Genomic DNA, 25,709 nt, shown 5'->3' with positions numbered 1-25,709 from the left:
ACAAACCACGCCAATCCCTTCGGGCCGGAATTGCAGGTTAAGCAAATGTTAGTTTGACGCCTTCGGCGCGCGAGGAAAAATGTATTGTAAAATGCTGTAACGAGGCTTCTGTTTTTTTGAAATTACATGAATTTAATTAATGCTTATAACAGTTCGACACATTAATGGAATTGATTAATAGGATTGTTTTTGTCTTAGTAAGAATGAAGCTACAAAAAAATAAAGACAATAATATTGAGTAAAATAAACTGTCAACAATTGATCGGACTAGCTCTTGTAATAAAGAATCCTTATTGCTTTTAGTAATTAAAAAAATAAAGAACAATGATTAAAACAGTTTACGTGCTTAAAACCCTTCTACACATAATGATTATTATGAAGATAGGAATATTTTGTTGAAGAAAAAATAATGTAATTTTTGGATAACGAATTATTTGGAAACTTGTCAGTAACTAAAGAATTTTAATAAAATTTGAATTTTAAATAAGAAGGAAAAAATGAATTCTGTTCTTTTTGTTTTAGTTGTAATCACGATAATAATGTTTATTTATTTTTTCGGTAAAGAATTGAAAATGGGTCAAATGAATAAATCACAATCAATTAGTACGATCCTGTTAGGTGTTTTACAACTATTAATAGGTTTTTCAAATATCGGAGAACCAGTAAGTTATTTTTCTTTCGCAGCAGGGATACTGATTATTATTACATCAGTAATACGGACAAAAAAATAAACTAACAACTGCTTCAACCTGACTTATTTGCTTGTCACGGATTTTTGCACTTCGCTACGCTCGGCAAAAACCGCGCCAAACAAAACGCAGGTTAAGCAAATGTTAGAGGGACGCCTTCGGCGCATGAGGAAAGGATGAAAATAAAATATTATATTGTGTTACTTTTTAGTATGCTAACCTTGTTTTGTTTTGCAGAAAATACAGTAGCAAACAATAGTAAACAGGATTGGATTAATAAAATAAAAGGTAAAAAAATTGAGGATAATAATCAAGAAATAATTCTACAAAATATATTCGATGACGATTTCTTGAATATTTATATTGATAATGAGAAAATTAATTTTTTTACTGATACAGTAGGAAAAATAATAAAAATCTTAGGTTCAGATTATAAAAGCAACCCGTTTAGTGGAGATGAGAAAGGCAATGTAATAATATACGAGTATAATTTTAATGGTCTTGACGTTTTATTTGATGTTGTAGAGTTTAAATTTAGAACAATAATTATTAGTTCTAATAAATATAGTGTAGAATTAAATGCAAATGTTGGACTAAATAGAGATGATATTGAGAGAATTTATCCAAATGGTTTCTACTTAAATAACGATAGTAATTGTTTTTATTATATGAAAAAAGCTGGATTAGCTGAAATGGGTGTAGGATATAGGTTTTATTTTGATGAAGAAAATTCACTTGACACAATAGTAATAAGTGATTGGGCTTTTGCGGAATAAGATAAAAATATATAGAAAATAATAATATAAGAGGCCTCTAACAACTGCTTCAACCTGATAATTCCTTTTGTCATGAAAATTGCAGTCGCTACGCTCGGCAATTTTCACGCCAATCCCTTCGGGCCGGAATTACAGGTTAAGCAAATGTTAGACACACGCCTTCGGCGGGCGAGGAAAGAATTAAAGAATTAAAAATTGTTCTGGTGTATACGTTGGAATACGAGAAGATTTAAAGTCAGAAATATTACGTGAAATAATGTAGTCAATATTTGATTTCATTGAACTCACTTCAATAACTGCATCTTCGTAATCAGAAATTGGTGATATTAATGAATCCCGCAAAATAGTTTCATCAATTGGAATTATATTGAATATATCTAGTAATGCTGTAATTGTATTTATTACTTTTGTTTTATCTTTTTGATCCTTTAGTAGAAAATATGATAACGTTGTTACTTCATGAGCACAGATGTAGCCAGATATTTTCTTTTCTACACACATATTAATAACTTGAGCTGCTTCTACATGGAAATTTCTTTTATTCAAAAAATCAAGAATGATATTTAAATCAATGAGAATCTTTTTCATGAAATTCTGTCCTTAATAGTTTTTTATCTGGAATAGGTGAGTCTTGGAAAAGACCATATAAAGTAGTCGTTTTAGAATTTAGTTCTTGGTTTTGATCAGTTGATCGTAAACGATTAAGATACTGCTCGAACAGCTTAGAAATAGACAAACCATTTTGTTGAGAATAGGAATGAGCAAAAGTAATCAATTCATCATCAATGTTCAATGTTAATTTTTTAGACATAATCAACCTCCTTACGTATAAAATGTAAAACAATACGTATTATAAGTCAATAAATGATTCGAAAGTGTTTTTAATGGTAATAAGAAATTCAAATAAATCTATATATGATAAAGAACTATGAAATAGCAATAATACTATTTCTTTGTATTATAATGAATTAGCTATTTCTAAAAAAAATTGTCTAACAACTGCTTCAACCTGACTTATTTGCTTGTCACGGATTTTTGCACTTCGCTGCGCTCGGCAAAAACCGCGCCAAACAAAACGCAGGTTAAGCAAATGTTCGGCGGACGCTTCGCGCGGAGGAAAAAATGGAAATACAAGTAATTGTTGAAAATACAAGTGATAATAATAAAGTTAAAGGTCGCCATGGATTATCACTTTTAATTACTACAAACAATACTTCGTTATTATATGATTTTGGTCCATTAAATAGTTTACAGCAAAATGCCAAATATTTAGGAGTACAGTTACATAATGTAGATATAGCTGTATTATCTCATAATCATATCGATCATGGTGGTGATATCAATAATTTTTGTTTAATAAACAAAAAGGCTTTAATACATGTGAACACAGACTTATCTGAAAAGTTATACACCAAAATAATGTCATTTCTATATTTTCCTGTTGGGATTAAATTAAATAGTAAATATAGAAATCGAATAGTAGTTCATAATAATTCAGAAAAAATACTTGATTACATACATTTAGTAAAACTATCAAAATATAAAAACAAATCAAATTTAAACAAAGATCTTTATATCAAAAAGAATGGAAAATATAGAAATGATGATTTTCAACATGAATCCGCAATTGTTATAGAAGAGGATCAAGAGCTTTTTGTGTTATGTGCATGTTCACATCATGGTGTTAGCAAAATATTAGAGGATGTTAAACATAACTTTCCAAATCGAAAAATAAAAGCATTTATTGGTGGATTTCATATGTGTAATCCGGTTAATAAAAAAAATGAGAAAGAAGAAATAATTAGAGAAGAAATTGAAGCGATAAAAAAATACGATACAAATTTATATACTGGGCATTGTACGGGTAGTTTTGCATTTGGTTTATTTACGGAGGAACTTGGCAATAAAGTTCATAAATTGAGTACAGGAATGAGAATAGAAATATGAAAAAGCGCCGAACAACTGCTTCAACCTGACTCGGCTATTGTCACAAAACTTGCTAGTCGCTTCGCTCGGCAAGTTTTGCGCCAATGTACGCCTCGCAGGTTAAGCAAATGTTCGATGGACGCTGCGCGCGCGGAAAGAATTATTTATCTATATAAAAACTATTGGTAATTTTACTAATAAATGAAATAATTTTAAAATTATTTTTTTGAGGTAAATAAAAATATTTATAAAGATAAATCTATGGCTTTTAGTAGTAGGTTTATATAATTTATCATAAAATTAATAAAGGTGAATTACTAAATTAGCAAAAGAATCAAGGAAAGCATTATGTTGATAAAAAGAGTTAACAAAGTCACAATAAGAAAATTGATTACAGCTTTAATATTATTTTCATTTATTATTATAGGCTGTATTGATGCTTTATTACATAATCAAGTAACATATTCTTCAATTATGGGTATGGATATTAGTAGAGTATATTTTTATACTTTCTTTTTATTAATTATTGGTTGTTGGCTCCTTTATAATAAGTTTTTAACTGGTATTGGGTTTATTACCTTAGCAACATTTAGTTCGTATTTTCCTGAATATTTGTCTTTACATAATTATTTTGCATCAATTGTTATATATATCGGATTATTAGTTGATATAATTATTAGAAGAAAAGTGTTATGGTTAATTCCTTTTATAGTTTTAGGTCTTTTACAGGGCATAGCATTTCAAAATTTTAATTTTATTAATTATATTGTTGGAAGCATGGAGTTAGTTTCTTTATTAATTGGATCAATATTTATTGTAAAGAATATTTAAATTATAGAACAGAATAGTAACTGGATGGATGTGTATATGAGTTTATCAAAATAAATTAAATAGATTTTAATCCGTAAATAAATAGTGTTATTTAGTATAAGAGCATCGAACAACTGCTTCAACCGGATAATTTCTTTGTCACATTTTGTGCTGTCGTCGCTTCGCTCCTCTGCAAAAAATGTGCCAAGCCCTACGGGCGCGAAATTACCGGTTAAGCAAATGTTAGTTTGACGCCTTCGGCGCCCGAGGACAGAAGAACATTAAAATGCTGTAACAGTTCGACACATAATTAGAAATGATTTAAAAGGGACTTGAACCAGTTAATCTGATGAGACCTCTTCTACACATAATAAACATGATTAAGAGAAAGAATTAATATTGTTAAATATAATTAGACCAGTTGTTCTGATAAAAATGCATCTACACAAAATGGAAATGTATAAAAGAAATTAAACCAGTTAACTTGTTTAAGACATTTCTACACATAACTAGTATTGATTAAGAAAAAACTAACAACTGCTTCAACCTGACTTATTTGCTTGTCACGGATTTTTGCACTTCGCTGCGCTCGGCAAAAACCGCGCCAAGCAAAACGCAGGTTAAGCAAATGTTAGATTGACGCCGCTCTCGCGGCGCAATTATTGTATTAATAAGGAGATAGAAAACAATGCCAATATGTTCAAGATGCGGTACTGAAAGCAAATACACCTATGGCACATGCCAAAGATGTAAAGATGAAATAGCTGTTATGAAACGACAAAAGGAGAAAGACAGAGAAGATGCTGAACTCAGAAGGAAGCAGTTACAGTATTTACGAGAACAAGAAAAAATACAAAGAATGCAAGAAGAGGAACAAGAAGAAATAGAGCAAAACAAACTATATCAGAAAAACTTAGCAAAACTTAGCAAAACCTATACCGAGTTTAGGTCTTATGCAAAAGATCGAAATCTTACAGGTTTTTTATTTTCTTTTTATAATGTTAATGATGATTACTCTGACTTAGTTCAACAAAAAAGCAAGCTATTCCAATTTTTAGGTAATCTTATTAGTTTAGATAAATGCATTAATATTGATGATTATGGAGTCAATATAAAGCAAGATGTAACTCTCTCTAGCATACACAAATTATGTGCATCTGATTCTGCAGCTATTATTATAAAGCAACAAGATGGACCATTTGATAACTTATTAATATCAAAGTTCATGTGTATTAAATATTCTAAAACTCAAGGATATGAAAACAAGAGAATTCCTATAGAAGATTTTTCATATATACTTTTTCTTGACAAGGATGAATTAAACATACTTATAACTTACTTAAAAGAATATGAAGATAATTACCTACTATTTATTAATAAAAAGAAAGAAATCAAAACGAAGTATTCTAACATTATTGATCAAAAGCTAAAAAAAGACATTAAAAACCACGATCGTGTTTTTATTATTGGTATTGCAGTGCTCTTCTCAATATTGCTTGAGATCAACTTATTTACAAATCACTCTTCAAGTTTTCTGTTCAGTATATACTCTCTCTTTAGTCCCGCAGTAAATATTTTCTGTAGTATCTACTTAAGTATGCTTGTTCACTATCTACGAGAAAAAAATATTGAAGATTTTAATACGAAGTTGAAATCATCTCTTTTTGAACAAATGGACACAGAGATTCGCTCGTTAATCTAACAACTGCTTCAACCTGACTCGGCTATGTCACGATTCTTGCTTGTCGTCGCTGCGCTCCTCGGCAAGAATCGCGCCATGACGCCTCGCAGGTTAAGCAAATGTTAGGTTGACGCCGCTTTCGCGGCGCAACGAATGTGCTAAATATTGATTTAAACCATTGTGCTTGTTTTTGTTAATTCTTTAAGTCTGTTGAATTATGTATAAAGTAAATCTTTTAATTAACTCTTTATTGGACGCCATTAGTTAAGCAATTAATTGCGTTTCATCTACAACACAGAACTAGACTTTTCTGTTCTAAACAAACTAATTAAAATGAGTTTAATACCGTTGTTATGTAACCGTCAAATTCACCCCATAAGTACAATACTCAGAATTCATATGAAATTTTCCCAAAGGAGAACATCATATGATTCTGAGGAAAGACACACGGGTATTTGTCCAGTTGGGGTACACAGATATGAGGAAACAGATTAACGGATTATCAGCACTTGTTCAGGCAGAACGTTCTTCAGGACCATTCGATGGCTCATATTATGTTTTCTGCGGCAAGACGAAGAAGGTTATTAAAGTCTTGTATTGGGATCGGACTGGTTTTTGCCTGTGGCTCAAACGTCTTGAAAAGGACAGCTTTCCCTGGCCGCAGGGAGAATCGGATCTGACAGAAATCACAAGAAACCAGATTCGATTGTTGCTACGCGGTATCGATATCTGGAAAGCTCACAAAGAAGTGCAGTGTTCCATCGCCGGGTAATATTTCTCTTGCCATCAAAATTCCGGCATGATAGAATTCTATCATGCCGAAAACGATGACGGAACTTGAAAAAGAAATTGAGGCTCTTAAAGAAATCGTTAATGGCCTTCAACTTACAATACAGAACAAAGATCATGAGATACAAATCTGGAAAGAAAACTACTTCCTGATCCGTCAGAAATTGTTCGGAAAGTCTTCTGAAAAGAAGCATTTCGAAAAGGATCCCCAGTACCTCTTGTTCGACGAAGCTGAAGCACATGCTGACGAGAAAGCGCCGCCTGTCCAGGAGATCAAGGTCGCCGAACACCAGAGAAAGAAAAGCGGACGCAAACCGAAAGACATCCCGTTGCCGGTTGTTGAAAAGATTCATGAGCTTGCAGGTACGGATCGCGCCTGTCCGTGCTGCGGTAAAGACCGGCCGGTCATCGGCGAAGAACGATCAAGCGAGTATGACCTTGTTCCGGCGCATTTCGTAAAGATCGTTCATGTTCGCCATAAGTACGGACCATGTGCGTGCGAGAGGTTTGAGGAATCAGAGACTGCTCCGATCCTGATCGCTCCTCCTCCGGTGAAGGTCATTCCTGGAAGCGATTTCTCGAACCGCACGACGGCGTTCTTCATGACGGCCAAGTATGCCGATTCCATTCCATTCTACCGAATGTCGAAAGTGCTTGAGCGCTATGGTTTGGGAATCTCACGCGCGACGCTCTCGAATCAGGCAATCGCCGTGGGGCGGGCAATCGGGCCTCTCATCGATCTCATGAACCGCGATCTGATGAACTCTCCAGTTCTTCTCATGGATGAGACAACGGTACAGGTTCTCGACGAGAGCGGAAAGAACAATACATCGAAATCGTATATGTGGGTGCAGCGCGGGTTCCATGACGGAAAACCGATTCACCGGTTTTCATATCATCACTCCCGTGCAGGAACCTTCGCGGAATCCTTGCTCTCGGGTTTCAAGGGTTATTTCCTGCAAACCGACGGGTACAAGGGCTATGCCCGGTTTCATGATGAAAAGCACCCGTCGTATCGACCAGACCTCGTCCATGTCGGATGCTTTGCGCATATCAGGCGGAAATTTGTTGAAGCATGGGAGGTTGCCGGGAAAACCGGTAACGCCCCTGAGGCAATCAAGCTCATCGCGAATCTCTATGAAGTCGAGCGAGAGTTGCGGAAGCAGCTTGACGAGAAAGCAATCGATGAGTCAACGTTCCTTTCACGGCGGAAACGAAAGGCCGAACCGTATTTGTCGGACTTACGCATGTGGTTGTCCCGCAATGCACTGACCGTTGCACCGCAAAGCAAACTCGGAATGGCGATATCGTACGCCTTGGCAGAGTTTCCGCTGGCATCGCGCTACATAGATCATCCCTTGTTGACGCCTGATACGAACGCGGTTGAAAATGCCATACGTCCGTTTGTGATCGGCAGAAAGAACTGGCTGTTCTCGGGCAGTCCCCGTGGAGCGCACGCGAGCGCTGGAATCTACAGCCTGGTTGAAACGGCAAAAGCAAACGGTCATGATCCGTATTTCTATTTTTGTTTTATCTTTGACCGATTGCCGCTGTGCAGGACTGAAGCAGAAATCGAGAAGCTGCTTCCCTACAAGATTACTTCCGAAGAACTAGTCAAGTTGCTCTGAAATTGACGGTTACGTTGTTATAGCTAGTGAATTACGGTTAAAAAAATATGATAAAAGGATCTTGTTATAATGATTAAACCGAAATGTATAGTAATTACAGGACGACCAGGTTCTGGAAAAACTACGTTAACTGATAAACTATCAAAACACTTGTATATTCCTAAAGTTAGTCGTGATGAGCTCAAAGAAGGATATGTGAATACTTTTGGTATTAAACATGATCTTTTACCAAAAGATACTAATAGAATAGTAAATGATATTTTTAAGGATACAGTAATTCAGTTGCTTGAATCAAAAATATCTTTGATTATTGAAGCTGCTTTTGATCATAAAATTTGGGAATATTTTGTATCCGATTTTATGAAAGTTGCAAATGTAATTATTATAATATGCGATATTGATGCAACCAAAAGTGCATTACGCCATTTGGAAAGAGGTTTGGCAAATCCAAAACGTGAATATTATCATGGTGATAAAGGAGTTTCTGTTTATAGAGAAACTGGTTATTTTGAGCCAGGTGAAAAATATGATCTTCCTGAATTTGATGTACCTACATTACTAGTTTCTACTGAAAAAGAGTATTGTCCAACAATTGAAGAAATAGAAACTTTTATTAATGAAGATAGTTGATAAAGAAGAAAAACCTAACAACTGCTTCAACCTGACTTATTTGCTTGTCACGGATTTTTGCACTTCGCTACGCTCGGCAAAAACCGCGCCAAACAAAACGCAGGTTAAGCAAATGTTAGTTTGACGCCTTCGGCGCGCGAGGAAAAAAATGAAATTTAAGCTTAAAACAAACAATAATGAAAAGCTTAATGAAGCTTACCAATTAGCAGTAAAATATGTTGATGAAATTAACAAGAAAGATGTAATAGGAATTGCTTTCCTCGGTGCAATTGTTCGTGGTTATTATGATAATGATTCTGATATTGATATAACGATTTTTAGAAAAAAATATAGACAAAAGATTACTTCCGATACATTTGATTATCATGGATATCAGTTACATATTTTTGATGTTGATTATAAAAATGAACTCGCAATTAAATGGGAAATGGGGAAAAGGTGGGCTTATTCTACCTCTCAAGTGTATTGGGAGAAAAGCAACCTGATTACAAGTTTAATAGAAAATAATACATCAATAAGTGAAAGTGAAAAAAAATGGTTGTTAATGTCAGGAATCACACTTTCTGAATGGTATATAAATAGGTTAACCGACTTATGGATTCGCAGAGGAGATATTGAAAATGCTCATTATCAATTTAGTGAGGGGTTAACACATTTCTTTAATGCTTTGTTTGCATTAAATAATGAATTAGTACCAGATTATAAATGGAGAATATTCTGCTCAAAACAGCTTGAAACACTTCCACCAAATTATTCTGAAGATATTAGTAATATTCAAATAGTACATTCAATAACAGTAGAAGAAATTGAAAGAAGAAAAAAAGTCTTTTTCAATATGTGGAATTCAATATTACCAAAAATTGAAGATAAGTTAGGAATGAAATATGAGGAATTCAAAGACAAAGTCTAAGAAAAAATAAACTAACAACTGCTTCAACTTGATAATTCCTTTTGTCATGAAAATTGCAGTCGCTACGCTCGGCAATTTTCATGCCAATCCCTACGGGCCGGAATTACAAGTTAAGCAAATGTTAGCTGGACTCCGCTTCGCGGAGCAAAAAAGATAATGAAAAACATAAAACATTATAATATAGAGATTTACCATAAAAGAACACTTAGTGTCATACTTGACAACTTGACAAATACCGCATCTTGTATGATATTTTTGGTATGAAAACACTTCCTGTTGGTGAGTTAAAAGCACAGTTCTCAGAGGTTCTGGAAAAGGTTAAATCCGGAGAATCCTTTGGTATTCTTTATGGAAAAAAGAAGAAACCCATTGCTATGATTGTACCGTATAAAGACTCTGTTGATAAAAAAGAACGAAAAATAGGATTGCTTGAAGGTAAAGTTAATATTCAGTTTACGGATGATTTTAAAATGACTGAAGAAGAATTATTGGGTTTATCATGAATTATTTATTAGATACCCATACTTTTCTTTGGACTGTTTCAAATACAGAAAACCTATCTAAAAAAGCATTAGAAATAATTAAAAATCCTAAGAATGAAGTTTTTGTAAGTGCCGTAAGCTTCTGGGAAATATCAATAAAAACTAGATTAAAAAAAATAAATCTTGATAAAATAGAACCAGAAGAATTGTTAACAATTGCAGAAAGAATGGATTTTCAAGTAATTAGTTTAACACCCGAAGAAGCAATCACATATCATAAATTAAAAGAAAACACACATAATGATCCTTTCGACAGAATGCTTATTTGGCAAAGCATATCGAGAAATATGACTATAATAAGTAAAGATCAAGAGTTTTATAAATTTGTACCGTACGGATTAAAGCTTAGTTGGTAAAAAATTCAGCTAACAACTGCTTCAACCTGACTTATTTGCTTGTCACGGATTTTTGCACTTCGCTACGCTCGGCAAAAACCGCGCCAAACAAAACGCAGGTTAAGCAAATGTTAGGCACACGCCTTCGGCGGGCGAAGATAAAAAAAGATAGGTTTATTAAAAATTATATTTCTGTATATCAAAACAAAATAAGTATTATATGAATTAACATAGTTATTACACATGAGGATTATTAAGATGGATAATACTAATAATGATTTAGAGGTAAAATTTAATAAATTCCTAGAGTATGATGGGTCATTAAGAGATATTTTGATAGAAAAAACTGAACTAAATGATTGGAAATTGTTATATGATTATTTATTAAGATCTGATTATAAAATTGAATATATAAAAGATAATGCTAAACAATCGTTGCCAAAAAATATAGAGCTGCTGTTTGAAGATAAAGATCATACCCACACTTTGTCAATTCAAGAAGAAAATATTATTTTTAATATTCATATGTTTTTTGATTTATCAAGAATTGAGATTGATATCGACCCAAGGGATTTTGTTGCAAATGAACAATATCAGATAATTATTAATTTTATGAAGAATATTAATAATATATTATCAAAAAAAATTATTATCACAAATGAGAATGATCATAATAATATTTTTTATAGTATTAATTGAACAAGAATATTTTATATTAAACACTATTGAATAATAGTGAATAAAAATTGCCTAACAACTGCTTCAACCTGACATTGCTATTGTCACAAAACTTGCTTTTCGCTACGCTCAGCAAGTTTTGCGCCAATGTACGCAATGCAGGTTAAGCAAATGTTATGTTGACGCTGCGCGCGATAAGAAATTAAAAGATTAATCCAAACTTTGTAAATTTGGGCTTGTTAGTGGGATTTTCAAGCGGTTTAAAAAAACTGGCGTAAATAAAATTTGAAAAAGAAAAAGTTTTCCAAGATTGCTCTATATTGTATGATAAAAACTGTAATGTACTATTTCGCCTTTGGCGAGGAAACTTAAGTCTTGTTTTTTGAGAAATTTAAATTGTATTTTTTAAGTTAATCGGCCTTTATTGTATTTTTTACTTATATGTTGCTACGCAATGAAAAAATTAAAATTAGTTTGTAATTAAGAATTACAAAAGGCTGATTGTAAAAAACTGAATGAAAAACGGCGAAGTCGTCGCCGCACTATTGAAATAAACTATTTGAGCTTTCATTAATCTTCCTTCGGCGAAGAAAGAAAATTCCATTTTTTAAATTTTGATTTTCTTGTATCAAAAAACAGAAAAGAAAAGTATAAAGATTTCGCCTTCGGCAAGGAAGCTTTAATTGTGATTTTTTGAATTTTCAATATGAAATAATAAAAAGCAAAAAAATATTTGAATGTTAAAAGAGAATAAGTTATAATAAAAAGAAACATAACAACGGTTTCAACCGCGACAACGCTATGTCACACTTTTTGCAACTTCGCGCTTAAGGCGCGGCAAAAAGTGCGCCATGAACGCGTTGCGGGTTAAACCAATGTTAGTTCGACCAATCTACACTTATTAATAGAAGATAAAAGAATAGATTTGGAAGAAGATTGTGTATAACTGAAGTAAACTGTCACTGAAAATAGACTTAAGAAAAAGTACAACAGATGATAACACTCTGAAAAACGGTTATACAGTTTGCACCTAGTTTATTACTTAAAGTGTTATCGTGATTAAAACTTTTTCTTTCGTTGATGAAGTTGACTTCATACCACTTATGTAAAAAACTTCCAGAATCAGATGTTAGAAAACGATATGCAGAAGAGTTGCCTCAGTCTTCACATTATAACAAGTCATAAGGATTCAGCCTTCGGGTTTTTAATGGTACTGCAAATCGTTTTCTAACATTGATGTAGTTGGTTATAAACTGAATTGTTTAACAGTTGGCGATCTAACAACTGCTTCAACCTGACTTATTTGCTTGTCACGGATTTTTGCACTTCGCTACGCTCGGCAAAAACCGCGCCAAACAAAACGCAGGTTAAGCAAATGTTAGAGCGACGCCTTCGGCGCGGCGAAGAAAAGGAATAATCTTGAACGGCGTTATTGAATATTTACAGAACGAACAAACAAAATCAAATATTATTAAACTGATTAAGGATAATTTGAATTTGTATAAACAAATTAACACAGATGAAAAAATACAAAGTTATTCTGGTTCAATATACAACCACTTTGTTTCAGAATGCGTTCAAAACAATCAATATATATCTCTCTCAAATGAAACAATAAACAGAATCAATGATATTTATTTAAATCTGGTAAAAAAGTTAAAACAAATAAGTACAGATAACTACAATGACGAATTAATTGATTCAATAGTAAGTAATCATAGAGAACAGTTATTAAAAGCATTATTTGAAAATGAGTATCACAAATGCGATAACCAGCTATATATTCCTTGTTCAGAATATTCCGGTTCTTTTCAATATAATTTATTAAGGCTCAACCAATTCAGATTGCTGGAACCAATAATAGATATTGGTTGTGGTAAAGATTATGAATTAATAAAGTATTTAGACTATGCTGGTTATACAGCTATATTTGGTATTGATCAGTATATATCTAATAATAATTATATTGAATGTACCAATTGGTTTGATTACAAATTTGAACCAAATAAATGGGGCACAGTTATAGCTCACATGTCTTTTTGTAATCATTTTCGCCGTAGTTTAATAAATGAAGATCAAAATCTAGAAATATATAAAGAAAAATATGAAGAGATATTAAAATCACTTCAAATAAATGGATTATTTATATATACCCCATCAATAAAACAAATAGAAAATAGTATTAATAAAAGGATTATGCAACCTTTTTTCTGTAAATTTCGTTCAAAGCAGGTCGGTCGGTTGACTCAGGCAAGTACCGTTTGTCATTCTGCCACTGGTCGTTTTGTTCGATCAGCATAGAAGCCGCAAGGCGAAGTAAACTCTCGGCGTTCGGGAAAACACCCACTACTTTCGTTCGCCTGTTAATCTCCTTCATCTGGCGTTCTGCCAGATTCGATGTTCGCATCTTCCTCCTGTGATTTTCAGGGATGTTGAATACACTCAATCCTTCCCGTATATTTACATCGGCCCAAGCCGCTAAACGCGGATGGGTTTTTTGATATTTTTCAACGAGCTGTTGCAAATATCGTTCTGCATTCTCGCGGTCAGGCGCATTGAACACCTTCCGAATATCGGCGGCTACCAGCGGGATGTCATCTTTTTTCGTGACGTAGGAGTGGGCATTCTGCTGCAGATGAAACTGGCAGCGTTGCCACAGAATTCCAGGGAAGACAGCATCGATTGCAGCGCGAAGTCCTGAGTGGTCATCACTGGTGATCATTCGAAGGCCGTGCATCCCTCGTCGTACGAGATCCTCGAGAAAGGAACGCCAGTTTACCTCTGCCTCACTGTTCGCGACTTCGGCGTCAAGAATATGCCGATTCCCGCTGTAATCAACGCCAATAGCCACTAGAAGAGCCTGCTTGACCACCTGGGAACCGACGCGCACCGATTCATAGGTCGCATCAAGTACCAAGTATTGAATCTGTCCGACAGGCTGCGCCTTCCAAGACGTAATCTCTTCATCGAGCTCCTTTGCCAGCCTGCTGACCTGGGACGAGCTGACTTCGGTGCCACAAAGAATTTCGACGATATCCGAGACCCTGCGGGTACTTACTCCTTTGACATACATTTCGGCGATGGCGAGCTTGAGAGCACGCTCACTGCGCATGCCTTTCTCGATGCAGCTGGGGTAAAACTCCATCCCGCGAACTTGTGGTACTTTCAAGAGGACTTTCCCGGTCGCAAGATTGAGCGTCTTGTCTTTAAATCCATTGGCATGCCCAGTACGCTCTTCCGTGCGTTCATATGGTTCGGCGTTGAGAGCCTTTGCTCGCTCGATCTTCATGGCCTCATTGACGACCACTTCGATAACACGAGAAAATTTATTGTCCCCATTCGCTGCCAGCATCTGGATCACTTGCTCCAAAAGTGTATATTCTGATTCGTAGGCCATCGGGTTCTCCTTATGGTTGGTTTGGTCACTTACCATTTGAGCCCGATCGGCCTGCTTTTTTCAACCCAATTTACAGAAAGAATTGTACACTAACAATAAAAGCTACTATTCAGTAACATATTATGAGAATATGAACGATAGAAATCTAGATACTGTTGTTATAAAAAAAAATCTCTAACAACTGCTTCAACCTGTCAATTCCTTTTGTCATGGTTTGTGCTAGTCGCTTCGCTCGGCACAAACCACGCCAATCCCTTCGGGCCGGAATTGCAGGTTAAGCAAATGTTGGGCCGACACCGCTTGCGCGGTGCGGGAAGAGAAGAGAAGATACCCGAAAACATGGGCAGAAACGTACATTTTTGATTACTTAGTTCACGTGAACAAGTCCATTCTCGCTGAGATCACACAGGTTATGAATAGCCCGCTTTTCTTTGCAAGCACAGAACAAAGAAAAGCGGTAGAAAACATGCATACGTGTCGAACTGCTGCACGAGGAGGACGCATCGTCCAATGCCCTAACTGCTATACCAGAACAGTAGTGTATAATCCATGCAATACGCGTGAATGTCCAACCTGTTCAAATAGAAATAAAGTGTTGTGGCAAAAGAAGGTTAGTAAAAAGCTCTTGCCTGTAAGCCACTATCATTTAGTTTTTTCTATGCCGGCAGCATTTACAACAACCTGGCTAAGGAACAAGAAAAAAGTAGCAGAAATATTATTTAAGAGCGCTAGCAAAGTTATTGCGGAATTACGAGCAACAACAGGTTTATTATGCGGAAGTGCTTTAGATTTTCAGTCGCACGGAAGAGGAATGAGTTATAAACCTCACATACACTGCATTCTCAGTGATGGTGGGATAAATCAGAACGGAAAATGGGAAAGGCTCAGGACACTCCGCTACACTGAAATGGCAAATAGATTTCATGAGATTGCTTATCAAGAATTGCTAAAACAGATTCATATAGAAAGTTTACCCAACACAAAAGATATTAAAGACAACGAGTGGCGTATATATCCGGAGTATCATCGAGATACAGGAAAAAGCATAGCTGGTTATCTAGGTCACACTTCGTGTGGTGCAGTTATAAACTTAAAACAGACCTTTGATATAAATGAAAACACTATAGGTTTTAGCGAAACACATAATGGAAAACAAATAGAAACAGTATTAGGGAAAAAGGTATTTGTTGAACGATATCTAAATCATATACCGCCGGCGGGATTGGTTACAATTCGATACTATGGATTATACTCGAATCAACATACGGATGAGTTAAAAGCAATAAGAAAAGAATTTGAAACTGTTTTAGAAACAGAAGAAGAATCGGTAATAGATCTGTGTCTGAATTGTCAAAATAGAATGTATACAGTTGTACTGTTTCCTGCAAATACTGATCCTGAAGACATAGAACAATTATGCAGCCATGGACCGCCAAGATTACTTGGTTCACATGCGTACAATTGATTTCTCAAGTAGGATATGGGTTGCGAAGCTATATTCAAAGTTCAATAATCAGTATAAAAAAGCTATAATAATGTTCGTAAAATATGAAATGCATAAAATAAGTAAAGAGCACTCTAGAAAATTGTTTAGTTCTTTACATTATTAGCTGATAAAAAACTTAATGAAATTATCTTAGGATTTGCCCAACAACTGCTTCAACCTGACTTATTTGCTTGTCACGGATTTTTGCACTTCGCTGCGCTCGGCAAAAACCGCGCCAAGCAAAACGCAGGTTAAGCAAATGTTAGAGCGACGCCTTCGGCGCGGCGAGGAAAAGGAGTAAATTTGAACGGCGTTATTGAGTATTTACAAGACGAACATACAAAGCTTAATATTATTAAACTGATTAAAAATAATTTATATTTATATCAGCAGATTAATACAAATGAGAAAATACAAAGTTTTTCTGGTTCAATATATAATTATTTTGTTTCTGAGTGTATTCAAAACAATCAATACATATCTCTCTCAAATGAAACAATAAACCGAATTAATGATATTTATATAAACCTTGTTAAAAAGTTAAAACAAATAAGTACAGACAACTACGATAATGAATTAATTGAATCAATAGTGATTAAACATAGAGAACAGTTATTAAATGCATTATCTGAAAATGAGTATCACAAATGCGATAACCAACTGTATATTCCTTGTTCCGAATATTCCGGTTCTTTTCAATATACTTTATTAGTTAGTGTACAATTCTTTCTGTAAATTGGGTTGAAAAAAGCAGGCCGATCGGGCTCAAATGGTAAGTGACCAAACCAACCATAAGGAGAACCCGATGGCCTACGAATCAGAATATACACTTTTGGAGCAAGTGATCCAGATGCTGGCAGCGAATGGGGACAATAAATTTTCTCGTGTTATCGAAGTGGTCGTCAATGAGGCCATGAAGATCGAGCGAGCAAAGGCTCTCAACGCCGAACCATATGAACGCACGGAAGAGCGTACTGGGCATGCCAATGGATTTAAAGACAAGACGCTCAATCTTGCGACCGGGAAAGTCCTCTTGAAAGTACCACAAGTTCGCGGGATGGAGTTTTATCCCAGCTGCATCGAGAAAGGCATGCGCAGTGAGCGTGCTCTCAAGCTCGCCATCGCCGAAATGTATGTCAAAGGAGTAAGTACCCGCAGGGTCTCGGATATCGTCGAAATTCTTTGTGGCACCGAAGTCAGCTCGTCCCAGGTCAGCAGGCTGGCAAAGGAGCTCGATGAAGAGATTACGTCTTGGAAGGCGCAGCCTGTCGGACAGATTCAATACTTGGTACTTGATGCGACCTATGAATCGGTTCGCGTCGGTTCCCGGGTGGTCAAGCAGGCGCTTCTAGTGGCTATTGGCGTTGATTACAGCGGGAATCGGCATATTCTTGACGCCGAAGTCGCGAACAGTGAGGCAGAGGTAAACTGGCGTTCCTTTCTCGAGGGTCTCGTACGACGAGGGATGCACGGCCTGCGAATGATCACCAGTGATGACCACTCAGGACTGCGCGCTGCAATCGATGCTGTCTTCCCTGGAATTCTGTGGCAACGCTGCCAGTTTCATCTGCAGCAGAATGCCCACTCCTACGTCACGAAAAAAGATGACATCCCGCTGATAGCCGCTGATATTCGGAAGGTGTTCAATGCACCTGACCGCGAGAACGCGGAACGATATTTGCAACAGCTCGTTGAAAAATATCAAAAAACCCATCCGCGTTTAGCGGCTTGGGCCGATGAGAATATACGGGAAGGATTGAGTGTATTCAACATCCCGGAGAATCACAGGAGGAAAATGCGAACATCGAATCTGGCAGAGCGCCAGATGAAGGAGATCAACAGGCGAACGAAAGTAGTAGGCGTTTTCCCGAATGCGGCCAGTTTACTTCGTCTCGCGGCTGCCATGCTGATCGAGCAAAATGACCAATGGCAGAATGATAAACGGTACTTGCCGGAGTCAAACGATCGACCTGCTTTGAACGAAATTTACAGAAAAAAGGTTGCATAATCCAGCAGTGGCACAGTTTATCAAATTCAGGTCTCTTAACTTGTGATAGAAGCTGGCCAAAAAGTGTGTTATAGTTATTCATACCCGATTTCCTTTTGTGGTAAAGGTTTGTGTGGTAACAAAACTGTATCACGGAAATCGGGTTTTTAAAATAGTTCTATTTATCTTGGACAGCAGTGTATGTTTTGCTATTATTTGATTGATGCATCATCACGCCTTTATATTGTTTCTACCACATCTTTGAGAAAAAGGATTGTAAAATGAAAGGAACGATTTCGATTGCATTGTATTTTGATCTGGAAAATGTAAACGAGAAATTGAATCTGAGCAAATTGCTGGAATCAATTACATTGAATATCGAAGAGGATTTGTCTCCTATTTTCGCGATTAAATTGGCATGCGGGGATACTAACGGCATAGCGAAATTCCGCGAACAGATGAAGGATTTGAATTTCAATATTCGCGAGGCGCCGCATGTGTCTCAAAAGAATCTGAAAAACAGGGCCGATTTGATCTTGTCGGTAGAGGCTTTTGAAAGTTTGTATCAAAAATCGCCGGAGATCGATTTGTATGTGTTTATCACTTCGGATACCGATTTCACGGTTATTATGGATAAATTGAGGAAGTACGGCAAGCAGGTCTGGCTGGTGACAAGAAAGACGGATAAGGATAAAAAGCTGTTCACAAGCAGCACCGATGAGATCCTGGTTATAGAAGATAATTTTCTCGAGGAAGAGCAGGCGAATAAAAGCATCGTAAAGTTGGAAAAAGAATTGATGAGTCTGGGCTTCGACGCGAACGAGAGTAATAAGATCAAGGAAGTGATCGAGTCCTTCGAAAAGGATAAGTGGTACAACGGAGCGTTGTTCGGAAAGAAGATCAAGAATATAATGAAGGATTTTTCTTACAAGGGTAAAAAGGTCAACAGCCAGACTAAGTTGCTAGCACACTTAACGAAGGCTAATTATGTGGAAACCAGGAAAGACGAGAAAAGCGAGCAGTTCAGAATAATAGCATAACAAAACGTTTCACCTTTTGGGTTCAATGATCATTGTTTGGCAGACTGTCGCGCCCGGAGGGACGGATATTTCGTTGGGGTCGACGGCGCCAGCCTCCATGCAAACGAAGCTGTTCCATTCTTTTTTTCCGAGATCGGCTATCGCCTCGCCTTTAACTTGACCGGGGTTCCAAATAATGCGGTTCGGGAAGCCTTCGGTTCGGATGATTATTTGTCCGGGTTTTATGTTGTCGATAATCCTTATGTTTGAATCTGTCAGATATACCCTGTCGATTTCCCCCGTGAAGACGATTTCTCCGTTCTGCGTTATTCGCGTGTCGGGTTTTTCTGAAGCAGCGCCTGAGCGGAGTGCGGCGAGGTCTCGGTATTCGGATTGTTCCAGCCCGATCAAGCGCGCGGATTCAATCTGCGATACCTTGAAATAGGCGTGCAGCGCGTCGGTGAAGGACAGCGGAGACCCGCCTGTATTCGTAACCGATAGAGTGAGTGACAGCTTTTTTGATACGGTGACGGCGAGCGCTGCGGCGAATGAGTGCGGCCATATGCGGCGGCTGTCTTCCGTGTCTGACAATCCAAGAATCAGAGTGGAGTTTTCAGGTTCGTCTTCGAATGAGATTATACTCCAGGTCGATGTGCGAGCGAAGCCGTGTTGAGGAAGCATTGGGTCGTCGGTGCGGGGGCCGAACCACGGAAAGCAAATCGGGATGCCTCCTCTGATCGGCTTTCCTGGTTTGAATGAGCAAGGCGAACTCATGAAAAGAATGTCGTCCCGGTCATCCGGCTTGAACGATAGAACCTGCCCTCCGTAAAGAGACACTTCTGCCGAGGCGAATTTATTATGTATTGTCGCCACGGTTATTCCGGCGCTTCGTTCACTCATTGTTATCATTCGCTGATCCTTTCCGTTGTTAAGTCTGTTATCGATATTTGCAGGCGAAAAAGGTTACAGAACCTGATTATATTCATGAAAAAGAATCTGCACAACTAACGGGACCGGCGGTATACTGAGCGGTAAATACGGCAGTGCAATATAAAATCAGTAATACTGCCGGCGGAGGCATGCAAAGTGAATGATTTCGAGGAAGGGTATAAGCTGCTTGACGAGAAGTTCGGCAACGGCAGGGATAATATTGTATCGCTTGCGACCATAGCCGCAGAAGCAAACGAAGCGGGCGCACCCCGCCCGATTGTCCGCGGCGTGGACGCGTATTATGAGGCCGGCGTTTTTTATGTGACGACGAACGCTAAATCGAACAAGATGAAGCAGATAGCGAAGAATCCGGAAGTGTCGGTGGCTTCGTGCGTCGAGATGTTCACCGCAAGCGGCGTAGGCGAAAATATCGGTTGGGTGTTGGATCCGAGGAACGCGGACTTGCGTCTTAAGCTGCGCGCCGCGTTCGCTGCCTGGTACGATCTCGCGAATAAGGAAGGAGATCCCGATTGCTGTATTCTGGCTATTCGCTTGAAGCGGGGAACGCTCAACATCAATCACTGGGAAAGGCTCTTTCATATGGATTTTGAACGCAGAATCGCGATGGAAAACGGGGGCGTCTTCTAAAGCAATCTTTCTGCGGCCTTGTTGATAGGGTCGGGGAACCGCAGGCGTCGTTGGGAAAAAGGACGAAGGGGTGGCGGAATAGTGGTTTTTCTTGTCTATACCGAACGGTAGGTATAGACAAGAAAGTACTGTGCAGGCATGAAAGTACCGTGCAGGCATGAAAGTACTGTGCAGTCATGAAAGTACTGTGCAGTCATGAAAGTACTGTGCAGTCATGAAAGTACTGTGCAGTCATGAAAGTACTGTGCAGGCATGAAAGTGCTGTGCAGGCATGAAAGTGCTGTGCAGGCATGAAAGTGCTGTGCAGGCATGAAAGTGCTGTGCAGGCATGAAAGTACTGTGCAGGCATGAAAGTACTGTGTACACACGGAAAACCGAGGAGACAAAAAAAACCGCTATGGAGCCAGGGGGAGCCGCGCGGTGGAGGCGGCGGAAATTGAACTCAGGAGTTTGCTTTCGCGGTACGCTGTTCCCCCGCCTCTTTGATTGTTAATTTCAGCGCGATGATCGATAATCGGAAGTGGAGGCTGCCATGTTGTACGAGTTTACCATTAATACCGAGCGCGAGGGCATGACGAATCTGACGAATCAAGTGTACGAAGCGGTTCGGGAAAGCGGGATCCAGGACGGGTTTTGCATCGTATACTGCCCCCATACGACCGCGGGAATCACGATAAACGAGAACGCCGATCCGGACGTGGTCCACGATGTGCTGTTGGGCCTCAGCAGGGCCTTTCCCGATACGGGCGATTTTCTACATGCCGAAGGGAACTCCGCGGCCCATTTAAAGTCGAGCTGCATCGGCTCGAGCGTCACCCTTTTGGTGCAGAACGGCGAGCTGTTGATGGGACGGTGGCAGGGCGTGTATTTTTGCGAGTTCGACGGACCGCGGAAGCGGACTTTTTTCGTGAAGGTGCATTGAGGCATTGGCCGGGCGGCGTGAGGCGGCTTTCCGCGGCAGCCGGGTGCAGCCGCGTACATCCGGGATCAGCCGCGTACATCCGCATGCAGATAATAAAAGGTGTTTGAAAGGCGAGCCGGTCCCGGCGTTTCGGGGCCGGCTTTTTTTTGTCCTCCGCCCCAAGCGGGATGTTTCGCTCAGGGAGGGAAGGCTGCGTATTGCGCCTGGCGGGAAGGTTATTTTTTACGCTTGGGAGAGTCTGCGAGGATTTTTTTGAGGTCCTCGAAGACGGGCTTGGGCTGGGATGCCTTGTCGAAGAGGTGGGCCGAGCCGTAGCCGGGGAAGGTGCCGGGGATCCAGCTTTTCGCGTCGGTGTAGCCCCATACGACGAAGTGTCCGGTGTTCGGCTCTGTCGCCGCGATTTCCATGAGGCCTTTGAATATCTCGGTTTGCTGAGCTTCCTTTTCCGGGCTTGAGGGCATTGCGATGCGGACGTCTATTTCGGTGAAGGTGACGAACATTCCGAGTTCGGCGAAGCGGCGGATTTGCGCGAGCAGGCCTTCGCGGTTGAACGTGTGTTCCGCGACGAGGTGGAGCTGAAGGCCGGCGCCGTCTATCGGGATTCCGCGGTTTTTCATGTCCTTGCACAGTTCGTAGAAGGCGTCGCCTTTCGCGGTTCCGGCGTATTCGTTGCTGTAGTCGTTGAGGACGAGGCGGGCCTTGGGGTCGGCCGCGCGGGCGGCTTTGAACGCGATGTCGATGTATTCGGGGCCGATGGTTCTGAGCCAGACCGTGTCGCGCAGAGTTCCGTCCTCGTTGAGGACTTCGTTCGCGACGTCGTACTCGAAGACTCTTCCTTTATAGCGCTCCATCACCATGGTAATTTGTTCGGTGAGCATGGCGACCGCTTCGTCCTTTGTTTTAAGGCTGTCGACGTAGGGAGCGTTCTGCTGGTGCCAAACGAAGGTGTGTCCGCGGATCACCATTCCGTTTTTTTCGGCGAAGTCCACCATGTTGTCCATGTCGGACCAGTTCCAGAAGGTTTTCGTCGGCCTGATGTTTTTCCATTTCATGGTGTTTTCAGGGACGATGAGGTTGAAGTGTTCTTTCAGGAGGGCGCTGGTTTCAAGGCTGAGAACGTCTCCTGCCTGGATGGCGACTCCGAAGTTGAGATTTTTCTTCGATGCGAGTTCATGAAGGTTTTTGGGCGAGGCGCAGCCGCTTATCAGGCCGAGGAGCCCGACGGCGATGCAGACGGCGGAAACAGTGGCGGTTTTGGTTGGTCGCTCTTTGAGCATGGATATTCCTCCGGTGATTGTAATCCTGAGGTCGAGTATATCATGGTTTATCCGTTCTGCACTGTTCTGCTTGTAAAAAAAGAGTTTTTTTTACGGGAGAAGAGAGGCCCGGACGGTAAGGCGGGTTTCCACCGGGGCCGCGGGGACGGATCCGTTTGCGATGAAGCCGGCGGCCTCTGCTCCGAGGGCGTAGAAATCGGCGGAGAGAACGCTTACTGGAACCTTGAGGGCGGGGTACAGCGGACCCTCGTTGATCGCGACTGCTCCGACGTCCGGGCCGACCCGCAGGTTCCGGGCTTCGCAGGCCTGGAGAAGCTGGGAGAGCAGATGGTCGTCGAGGATGAAGTAGACGTCGCCTGCCTCCGGCTGGATAACGGCTGCTGCGTCCCGGTCGGTGAAGGGCGCGCGAAGCTGATGAAAGGGGATGCGGGCTCCTGCGGCGAAGCGGGACAGTCCTTCCTTCATTTCTTCTATTATGGGATTGGTATAGAATTTGGTAAGAAATACGAGGCGCGTATAGCGGCTTAAAATTGCGGTTTGCGCGACCAGTGCCGAGTGAAAACCGTGGCGGAAGTCTTGCCACACTGCCGGATGGCGGAGTCCTGAAACCCTGCGGTCCAGAAACAGGAGATTTCCCGGATTTACGTATCGGAAATACTCGTATTCGCGGTTCTGGGCCGAGGTCGGTATGATCATCATGGCGGCGCAGTTGCGCATAGCCCGGTACTTTTCGTAAATCGTGCGGAGGGTGTCGAAGTCGTCGCCGTGGGTGTAAATGTCGACGTAGTAGCCGCTCGGGAGGGAGTCGATCAGGCCGAAGTAGAGGCGTTCCTTGAAGGGAGACATGGAATCAGCGAGAAAGAGGATGCGCGGCGGGTCGTCGGTGAGGAGGGTGTTGCTGACGAAGCAGGCTTTATTGGGAGTCGCTTCGATAAGTCCGCGGTCTTTGAGTTCCTGGTAGGCTTTGACGGCCGTGTCGCGGGATACGGAGAAGTGGGCGATGATCTCGTTGACGGAGGGAAGCCGGTCGCCGAGGGAGAGTCGGCCGCAGTCGATAAGCTCGCGGAGGCGATCCGCGATTTGAAGAAATTTCGGTTGATTCGAGGCTTCGTTTATGGATCCCAGTTCTTCGCTCGTCAGTTTCACGGTTTCTCCAATGTAGCGATTCATCACTTATACCAGTTTAAACAGTAAACATCAATATTTTTTTTGTTGCAGAATGGAACAGAATGGAATAGAATGGCCTTAATCAGGCGACCGCCTGATATAAGGAGAGAGACATGAACAAAGGAAAGATTATCGGTTTGATAGCGGTTTTGGTAGTCGCGGGCGCCGCGCTGTACGGCGCGGATACGGCAATTCCGAAGGGAGTCCAGCCGCTGATGGTTCAGGGAGCGTTCTATACGCCGTCCTGGTCCTGCATCTATCTGAAGGGAAGCGACGAGCTCAAGCTGAAATACAAGCCCAACGCATGGAATACCTATTCCATAAAGGTAACCAAGGACGCGACGACCTACGACGGTACGAACGGAAACTTTTCGAACATGAACGTGTTCCGCATCAAATCGAATACCGACAAGCCGTCCAAGGACGTGGTCCTGGTGATCGATAATGTGAAGATCGTGGACGGAAAAGGAAAGACGGTGTATTTCCTCGATTTCGAAGACGGGAAGTCGGGCGACGTTTCGAAGACTCAAGGCCGCCCCGCGGCAGACAACGGAACTGTAGTCGAAGTAGGCGGAAAGAAGGGCCTCATGCTTCATATGAAATCGGAGAATATGTACGGCTATAACGGACTCGAAGCCCAGTGGACTCTTCCCGCGGCTCCCGACGGAGCGGCGGGCTACGACCTGAACGGCGGGGATTGGACGGTTACGTACGATTATTATATCTCTGTCGAGTAAAAAGAGGATGAACATGAAATTGAAAATTGGTATTATGGCGGCCGCGGCTGCGCTCGTTGCTTTGAGCTCCTGCGCTTCGAAGCCTGCCGCGAAGGAGACTGCGGTGGCCGAACCGAAAAAACTCTGCGCCCTTACTTTCGACGACGGTCCCGATATCGAAAAGACGGCGCTTGTATTGGATAAGCTGGACGCCTACGGCGTAAAGGCGACGTTTTTCGTCGTCGGACAACTGTTGAGCGAGGATACCGCGGATTTGGCGAAGCGCATGGCGGAAGCCGGACACGAGTTCGGAAACCATTCCTGGGGATGGGAGAGTTTGAACGAAAAGTCGCCTGCTGATATTCGAGCGTCTCTCGATAAAACCGCTGCTGCAATTCAGCGGTATACCGGACAGACTCCGCGCTTTTTCAGGCCGCCGAATCTCGCCACCAGCGAGGTTCTCTTCGCTGAGGCCGGACTTCCGTTCGCCGGCGGCGTTCTCGGAATGGATTGGGCCGGCTGCGGAACCTCGGCAGAGGACCGCGCCGCGAACGTTCTCAAGGGCATGAGGGACGGAGCGATCGTTCTGCTTCACGACGTGCAGCCGTATCCGCATCCCACGCCGGAGGCCCTGGACATCCTGATTCCGGAGCTGCTCGCGCAGGGTTACGAGTTGGTCACGCTGAGCGAGCTCTTCGCGCGAAAGGGCGTAACGCCTGATCCGCGCGAAGAAATCATGTGGACCTATGTAGAATAAAGCGGAGAA

General features: G+C 40.6%; 26 protein-coding genes. 20 read left to right on the top strand and 6 right to left on the bottom strand.

From position 1 onward, the window contains the following. Positions 1–865 precede the first annotated feature (865 nt). Positions 866–1,465 (top strand): hypothetical protein, encoded by a 600-nt coding sequence (locus K7J14_RS14645; RefSeq protein ID WP_230758083.1) that lies wholly within the window; start codon positions 866–868, stop codon positions 1,463–1,465. A gap of 180 nt (positions 1,466–1,645) precedes the next feature. On the opposite strand, the gene K7J14_RS14640 is transcribed toward K7J14_RS14645, so the two are convergent. Continuing rightward, on the bottom strand, positions 1,646–2,053 hold the full coding sequence (locus K7J14_RS14640; protein ID WP_230758080.1) for a PIN domain-containing protein: 408 nt from the start codon (positions 2,051–2,053) through the stop codon (positions 1,646–1,648). Beyond that, positions 2,034–2,276 (bottom strand): DUF6364 family protein, encoded by a 243-nt coding sequence (locus tag K7J14_RS14635; protein ID WP_230758075.1) that lies wholly within the window; start codon positions 2,274–2,276, stop codon positions 2,034–2,036. Before K7J14_RS14635 ends, K7J14_RS14640 begins: the two co-directional genes overlap by 20 nt. Positions 2,277–2,587: 311 nt before the next feature. Here K7J14_RS14635 and K7J14_RS14630 point away from each other — a divergent pair, with 311 nt between their 5' ends. The 11 genes from K7J14_RS14630 (at position 2,588) to K7J14_RS14580 (ending at position 13,695) form a co-directional block, all read left to right on the top strand. Beyond that, positions 2,588–3,412 carry an MBL fold metallo-hydrolase gene (locus tag K7J14_RS14630; RefSeq protein ID WP_230758071.1) on the top strand — a complete coding sequence of 275 codons (825 nt, stop codon included), beginning with the start codon at positions 2,588–2,590 and terminating at the stop codon, positions 3,410–3,412. Between the two features lie 327 nt (positions 3,413–3,739). After that, positions 3,740–4,222, top strand: coding sequence for a hypothetical protein (locus K7J14_RS14625; protein ID WP_230758065.1), 483 nt, complete (start codon positions 3,740–3,742; stop codon positions 4,220–4,222). Between the two features lie 667 nt (positions 4,223–4,889). After that, complete coding sequence (locus K7J14_RS14620) at positions 4,890–5,903, top strand: hypothetical protein (protein WP_230758064.1); 1,014 nt, start codon at positions 4,890–4,892, stop codon at positions 5,901–5,903. Positions 5,904–6,309: 406 nt separating this feature from the next. After that, positions 6,310–6,654 (top strand): IS66 family insertion sequence element accessory protein TnpB, encoded by a 345-nt coding sequence (gene tnpB, locus K7J14_RS14615; RefSeq protein ID WP_230758062.1) that lies wholly within the window; start codon positions 6,310–6,312, stop codon positions 6,652–6,654. 43 nt (positions 6,655–6,697) lie between these two features. Then, positions 6,698–8,299: an IS66 family transposase gene (gene tnpC, locus K7J14_RS14610; protein WP_230758059.1), complete on the top strand. Its 1,602-nt coding sequence runs from the start codon at positions 6,698–6,700 to the stop codon at positions 8,297–8,299. Between the two features lie 69 nt (positions 8,300–8,368). Further along, positions 8,369–8,929, top strand: a complete 561-nt coding sequence (locus tag K7J14_RS14605; RefSeq protein WP_230758047.1) for an AAA family ATPase — start codon at positions 8,369–8,371, stop codon at positions 8,927–8,929. A 148-nt stretch (positions 8,930–9,077) separates the two neighbouring features. Beyond that, positions 9,078–9,839: a hypothetical protein gene (locus tag K7J14_RS14600; RefSeq protein WP_230758046.1), complete on the top strand. Its 762-nt coding sequence runs from the start codon at positions 9,078–9,080 to the stop codon at positions 9,837–9,839. Between the two features lie 260 nt (positions 9,840–10,099). After that, the gene (locus tag K7J14_RS14595) at positions 10,100–10,342 is read left to right on the top strand and encodes a type II toxin-antitoxin system Phd/YefM family antitoxin (protein WP_230758045.1); all 243 of its coding nucleotides are present in this window, start codon (positions 10,100–10,102) and stop codon (positions 10,340–10,342) included. Continuing rightward, positions 10,339–10,737: a type II toxin-antitoxin system VapC family toxin gene (locus tag K7J14_RS14590; RefSeq protein ID WP_230758042.1), complete on the top strand. Its 399-nt coding sequence runs from the start codon at positions 10,339–10,341 to the stop codon at positions 10,735–10,737. Before K7J14_RS14595 ends, K7J14_RS14590 begins: the two co-directional genes overlap by 4 nt. A 237-nt stretch (positions 10,738–10,974) precedes the next feature. After that, on the top strand, positions 10,975–11,415 hold the full coding sequence (locus K7J14_RS14585) for a hypothetical protein (protein ID WP_230758040.1): 441 nt from the start codon (positions 10,975–10,977) through the stop codon (positions 11,413–11,415). Positions 11,416–12,813: 1,398 nt separating this feature from the next. Further along, positions 12,814–13,695, top strand: coding sequence for a hypothetical protein (locus K7J14_RS14580; RefSeq protein WP_230758037.1), 882 nt, complete (start codon positions 12,814–12,816; stop codon positions 13,693–13,695). Here the strand turns inward: K7J14_RS14580 and K7J14_RS14575 are convergent. After that, a complete protein-coding gene (locus tag K7J14_RS14575; RefSeq protein ID WP_230752658.1) occupies positions 13,589–14,791 on the bottom strand; it encodes an IS256 family transposase in 1,203 nt (400 codons plus the stop codon). The two genes, K7J14_RS14580 and K7J14_RS14575, sit on opposite strands and share 107 nt — an antisense overlap. Positions 14,792–15,167: 376 nt before the next feature. Here K7J14_RS14575 and K7J14_RS14570 point away from each other — a divergent pair, with 376 nt between their 5' ends. The 4 genes from K7J14_RS14570 (at position 15,168) to K7J14_RS14555 (ending at position 19,304) form a co-directional block, all read left to right on the top strand. Then, positions 15,168–16,256, top strand: coding sequence for an IS91 family transposase (locus K7J14_RS14570; protein ID WP_230758032.1), 1,089 nt, complete (start codon positions 15,168–15,170; stop codon positions 16,254–16,256). Positions 16,257–16,580: 324 nt separating this feature from the next. Continuing rightward, entirely contained in the window at positions 16,581–17,012 is a 432-nt protein-coding gene (locus tag K7J14_RS14565; protein WP_230758031.1) for a hypothetical protein, read from the top strand. Between the two features lie 70 nt (positions 17,013–17,082). Next, a complete protein-coding gene (locus K7J14_RS14560; RefSeq protein WP_230758026.1) occupies positions 17,083–18,285 on the top strand; it encodes an IS256 family transposase in 1,203 nt (400 codons plus the stop codon). A gap of 260 nt (positions 18,286–18,545) precedes the next feature. Further along, entirely contained in the window at positions 18,546–19,304 is a 759-nt protein-coding gene (locus tag K7J14_RS14555; RefSeq protein WP_230758024.1) for an NYN domain-containing protein, read from the top strand. Positions 19,305–19,313: 9 nt separating this feature from the next. Here the strand turns inward: K7J14_RS14555 and K7J14_RS14550 are convergent, their stop codons facing one another. Next, positions 19,314–20,192, bottom strand: a complete 879-nt coding sequence (locus K7J14_RS14550; protein ID WP_230758021.1) for a D-hexose-6-phosphate mutarotase — start codon at positions 20,190–20,192, stop codon at positions 19,314–19,316. A gap of 177 nt (positions 20,193–20,369) precedes the next feature. Between K7J14_RS14550 and K7J14_RS14545 the strand changes: the two genes are divergently transcribed. Further along, entirely contained in the window at positions 20,370–20,861 is a 492-nt protein-coding gene (locus tag K7J14_RS14545) for a pyridoxamine 5'-phosphate oxidase family protein (RefSeq protein WP_230758019.1), read from the top strand. A gap of 532 nt (positions 20,862–21,393) precedes the next feature. Then, positions 21,394–21,783 (top strand): secondary thiamine-phosphate synthase enzyme YjbQ, encoded by a 390-nt coding sequence (locus tag K7J14_RS14540; RefSeq protein WP_230758015.1) that lies wholly within the window; start codon positions 21,394–21,396, stop codon positions 21,781–21,783. A gap of 215 nt (positions 21,784–21,998) precedes the next feature. Here the strand turns inward: K7J14_RS14540 and K7J14_RS14535 are convergent, their stop codons facing one another. Continuing rightward, entirely contained in the window at positions 21,999–23,060 is a 1,062-nt protein-coding gene (locus tag K7J14_RS14535; RefSeq protein WP_230758013.1) for an endo-1,4-beta-xylanase, read from the bottom strand. Between the two features lie 90 nt (positions 23,061–23,150). Beyond that, positions 23,151–24,230, bottom strand: a complete 1,080-nt coding sequence (locus tag K7J14_RS14530) for a GntR family transcriptional regulator (protein ID WP_230758010.1) — start codon at positions 24,228–24,230, stop codon at positions 23,151–23,153. A 110-nt stretch (positions 24,231–24,340) separates the two neighbouring features. Here K7J14_RS14530 and K7J14_RS14525 point away from each other — a divergent pair, with 110 nt between their 5' ends. Further along, positions 24,341–24,964 (top strand): hypothetical protein, encoded by a 624-nt coding sequence (locus K7J14_RS14525; RefSeq protein WP_230757997.1) that lies wholly within the window; start codon positions 24,341–24,343, stop codon positions 24,962–24,964. Between the two features lie 13 nt (positions 24,965–24,977). Continuing rightward, a complete protein-coding gene (locus K7J14_RS14520; protein ID WP_230757995.1) occupies positions 24,978–25,700 on the top strand; it encodes a polysaccharide deacetylase family protein in 723 nt (240 codons plus the stop codon). The last annotated feature ends 9 nt before the right edge of the window (positions 25,701–25,709 follow it).

It is taken from the genome of Teretinema zuelzerae, from assembly GCF_021021555.1.
Taxonomy (GTDB): Bacteria; Spirochaetota; Spirochaetia; order Treponematales; family Treponemataceae; genus Teretinema; species Teretinema zuelzerae.
The sequence above is the reverse complement of the archived record's forward strand: the minus strand, read 5'-3'. Positions and strand labels throughout refer to the sequence as shown.

Excerpts from the sequence above, each read along its gene's own strand:
- K7J14_RS14645 (WP_230758083.1), top strand. The coding sequence starts at position 866 with ATGAAAATAAAATATTATATTGTGTTACTTTTTAGTATGCTAACCTTG.
- K7J14_RS14640 (WP_230758080.1), bottom strand. The coding sequence starts at position 2,053 with ATGAAAAAGATTCTCATTGATTTAAATATCATTCTTGATTTTTTGAAT.
- K7J14_RS14635 (WP_230758075.1), bottom strand. The coding sequence starts at position 2,276 with ATGTCTAAAAAATTAACATTGAACATTGATGATGAATTGATTACTTTT.
- K7J14_RS14630 (WP_230758071.1), top strand. The coding sequence starts at position 2,588 with ATGGAAATACAAGTAATTGTTGAAAATACAAGTGATAATAATAAAGTT.
- K7J14_RS14625 (WP_230758065.1), top strand. The coding sequence starts at position 3,740 with ATGTTGATAAAAAGAGTTAACAAAGTCACAATAAGAAAATTGATTACA.
- K7J14_RS14620 (WP_230758064.1), top strand. The coding sequence starts at position 4,890 with ATGCCAATATGTTCAAGATGCGGTACTGAAAGCAAATACACCTATGGC.
- tnpB (WP_230758062.1), top strand. The coding sequence starts at position 6,310 with ATGATTCTGAGGAAAGACACACGGGTATTTGTCCAGTTGGGGTACACA.
- tnpC (WP_230758059.1), top strand. The coding sequence starts at position 6,698 with ATGCCGAAAACGATGACGGAACTTGAAAAAGAAATTGAGGCTCTTAAA.
- K7J14_RS14605 (WP_230758047.1), top strand. The coding sequence starts at position 8,369 with ATGATTAAACCGAAATGTATAGTAATTACAGGACGACCAGGTTCTGGA.
- K7J14_RS14600 (WP_230758046.1), top strand. The coding sequence starts at position 9,078 with ATGAAATTTAAGCTTAAAACAAACAATAATGAAAAGCTTAATGAAGCT.
- K7J14_RS14595 (WP_230758045.1), top strand. The coding sequence starts at position 10,100 with ATGAAAACACTTCCTGTTGGTGAGTTAAAAGCACAGTTCTCAGAGGTT.
- K7J14_RS14590 (WP_230758042.1), top strand. The coding sequence starts at position 10,339 with ATGAATTATTTATTAGATACCCATACTTTTCTTTGGACTGTTTCAAAT.
- K7J14_RS14585 (WP_230758040.1), top strand. The coding sequence starts at position 10,975 with ATGGATAATACTAATAATGATTTAGAGGTAAAATTTAATAAATTCCTA.
- K7J14_RS14575 (WP_230752658.1), bottom strand. The coding sequence starts at position 14,791 with ATGGCCTACGAATCAGAATATACACTTTTGGAGCAAGTGATCCAGATG.
- K7J14_RS14560 (WP_230758026.1), top strand. The coding sequence starts at position 17,083 with ATGGCCTACGAATCAGAATATACACTTTTGGAGCAAGTGATCCAGATG.
- K7J14_RS14555 (WP_230758024.1), top strand. The coding sequence starts at position 18,546 with ATGAAAGGAACGATTTCGATTGCATTGTATTTTGATCTGGAAAATGTA.
- K7J14_RS14550 (WP_230758021.1), bottom strand. The coding sequence starts at position 20,192 with ATGATAACAATGAGTGAACGAAGCGCCGGAATAACCGTGGCGACAATA.
- K7J14_RS14540 (WP_230758015.1), top strand. The coding sequence starts at position 21,394 with ATGTTGTACGAGTTTACCATTAATACCGAGCGCGAGGGCATGACGAAT.
- K7J14_RS14535 (WP_230758013.1), bottom strand. The coding sequence starts at position 23,060 with ATGCTCAAAGAGCGACCAACCAAAACCGCCACTGTTTCCGCCGTCTGC.
- K7J14_RS14530 (WP_230758010.1), bottom strand. The coding sequence starts at position 24,230 with ATGAATCGCTACATTGGAGAAACCGTGAAACTGACGAGCGAAGAACTG.
- K7J14_RS14525 (WP_230757997.1), top strand. The coding sequence starts at position 24,341 with ATGAACAAAGGAAAGATTATCGGTTTGATAGCGGTTTTGGTAGTCGCG.
- K7J14_RS14520 (WP_230757995.1), top strand. The coding sequence starts at position 24,978 with ATGAAATTGAAAATTGGTATTATGGCGGCCGCGGCTGCGCTCGTTGCT.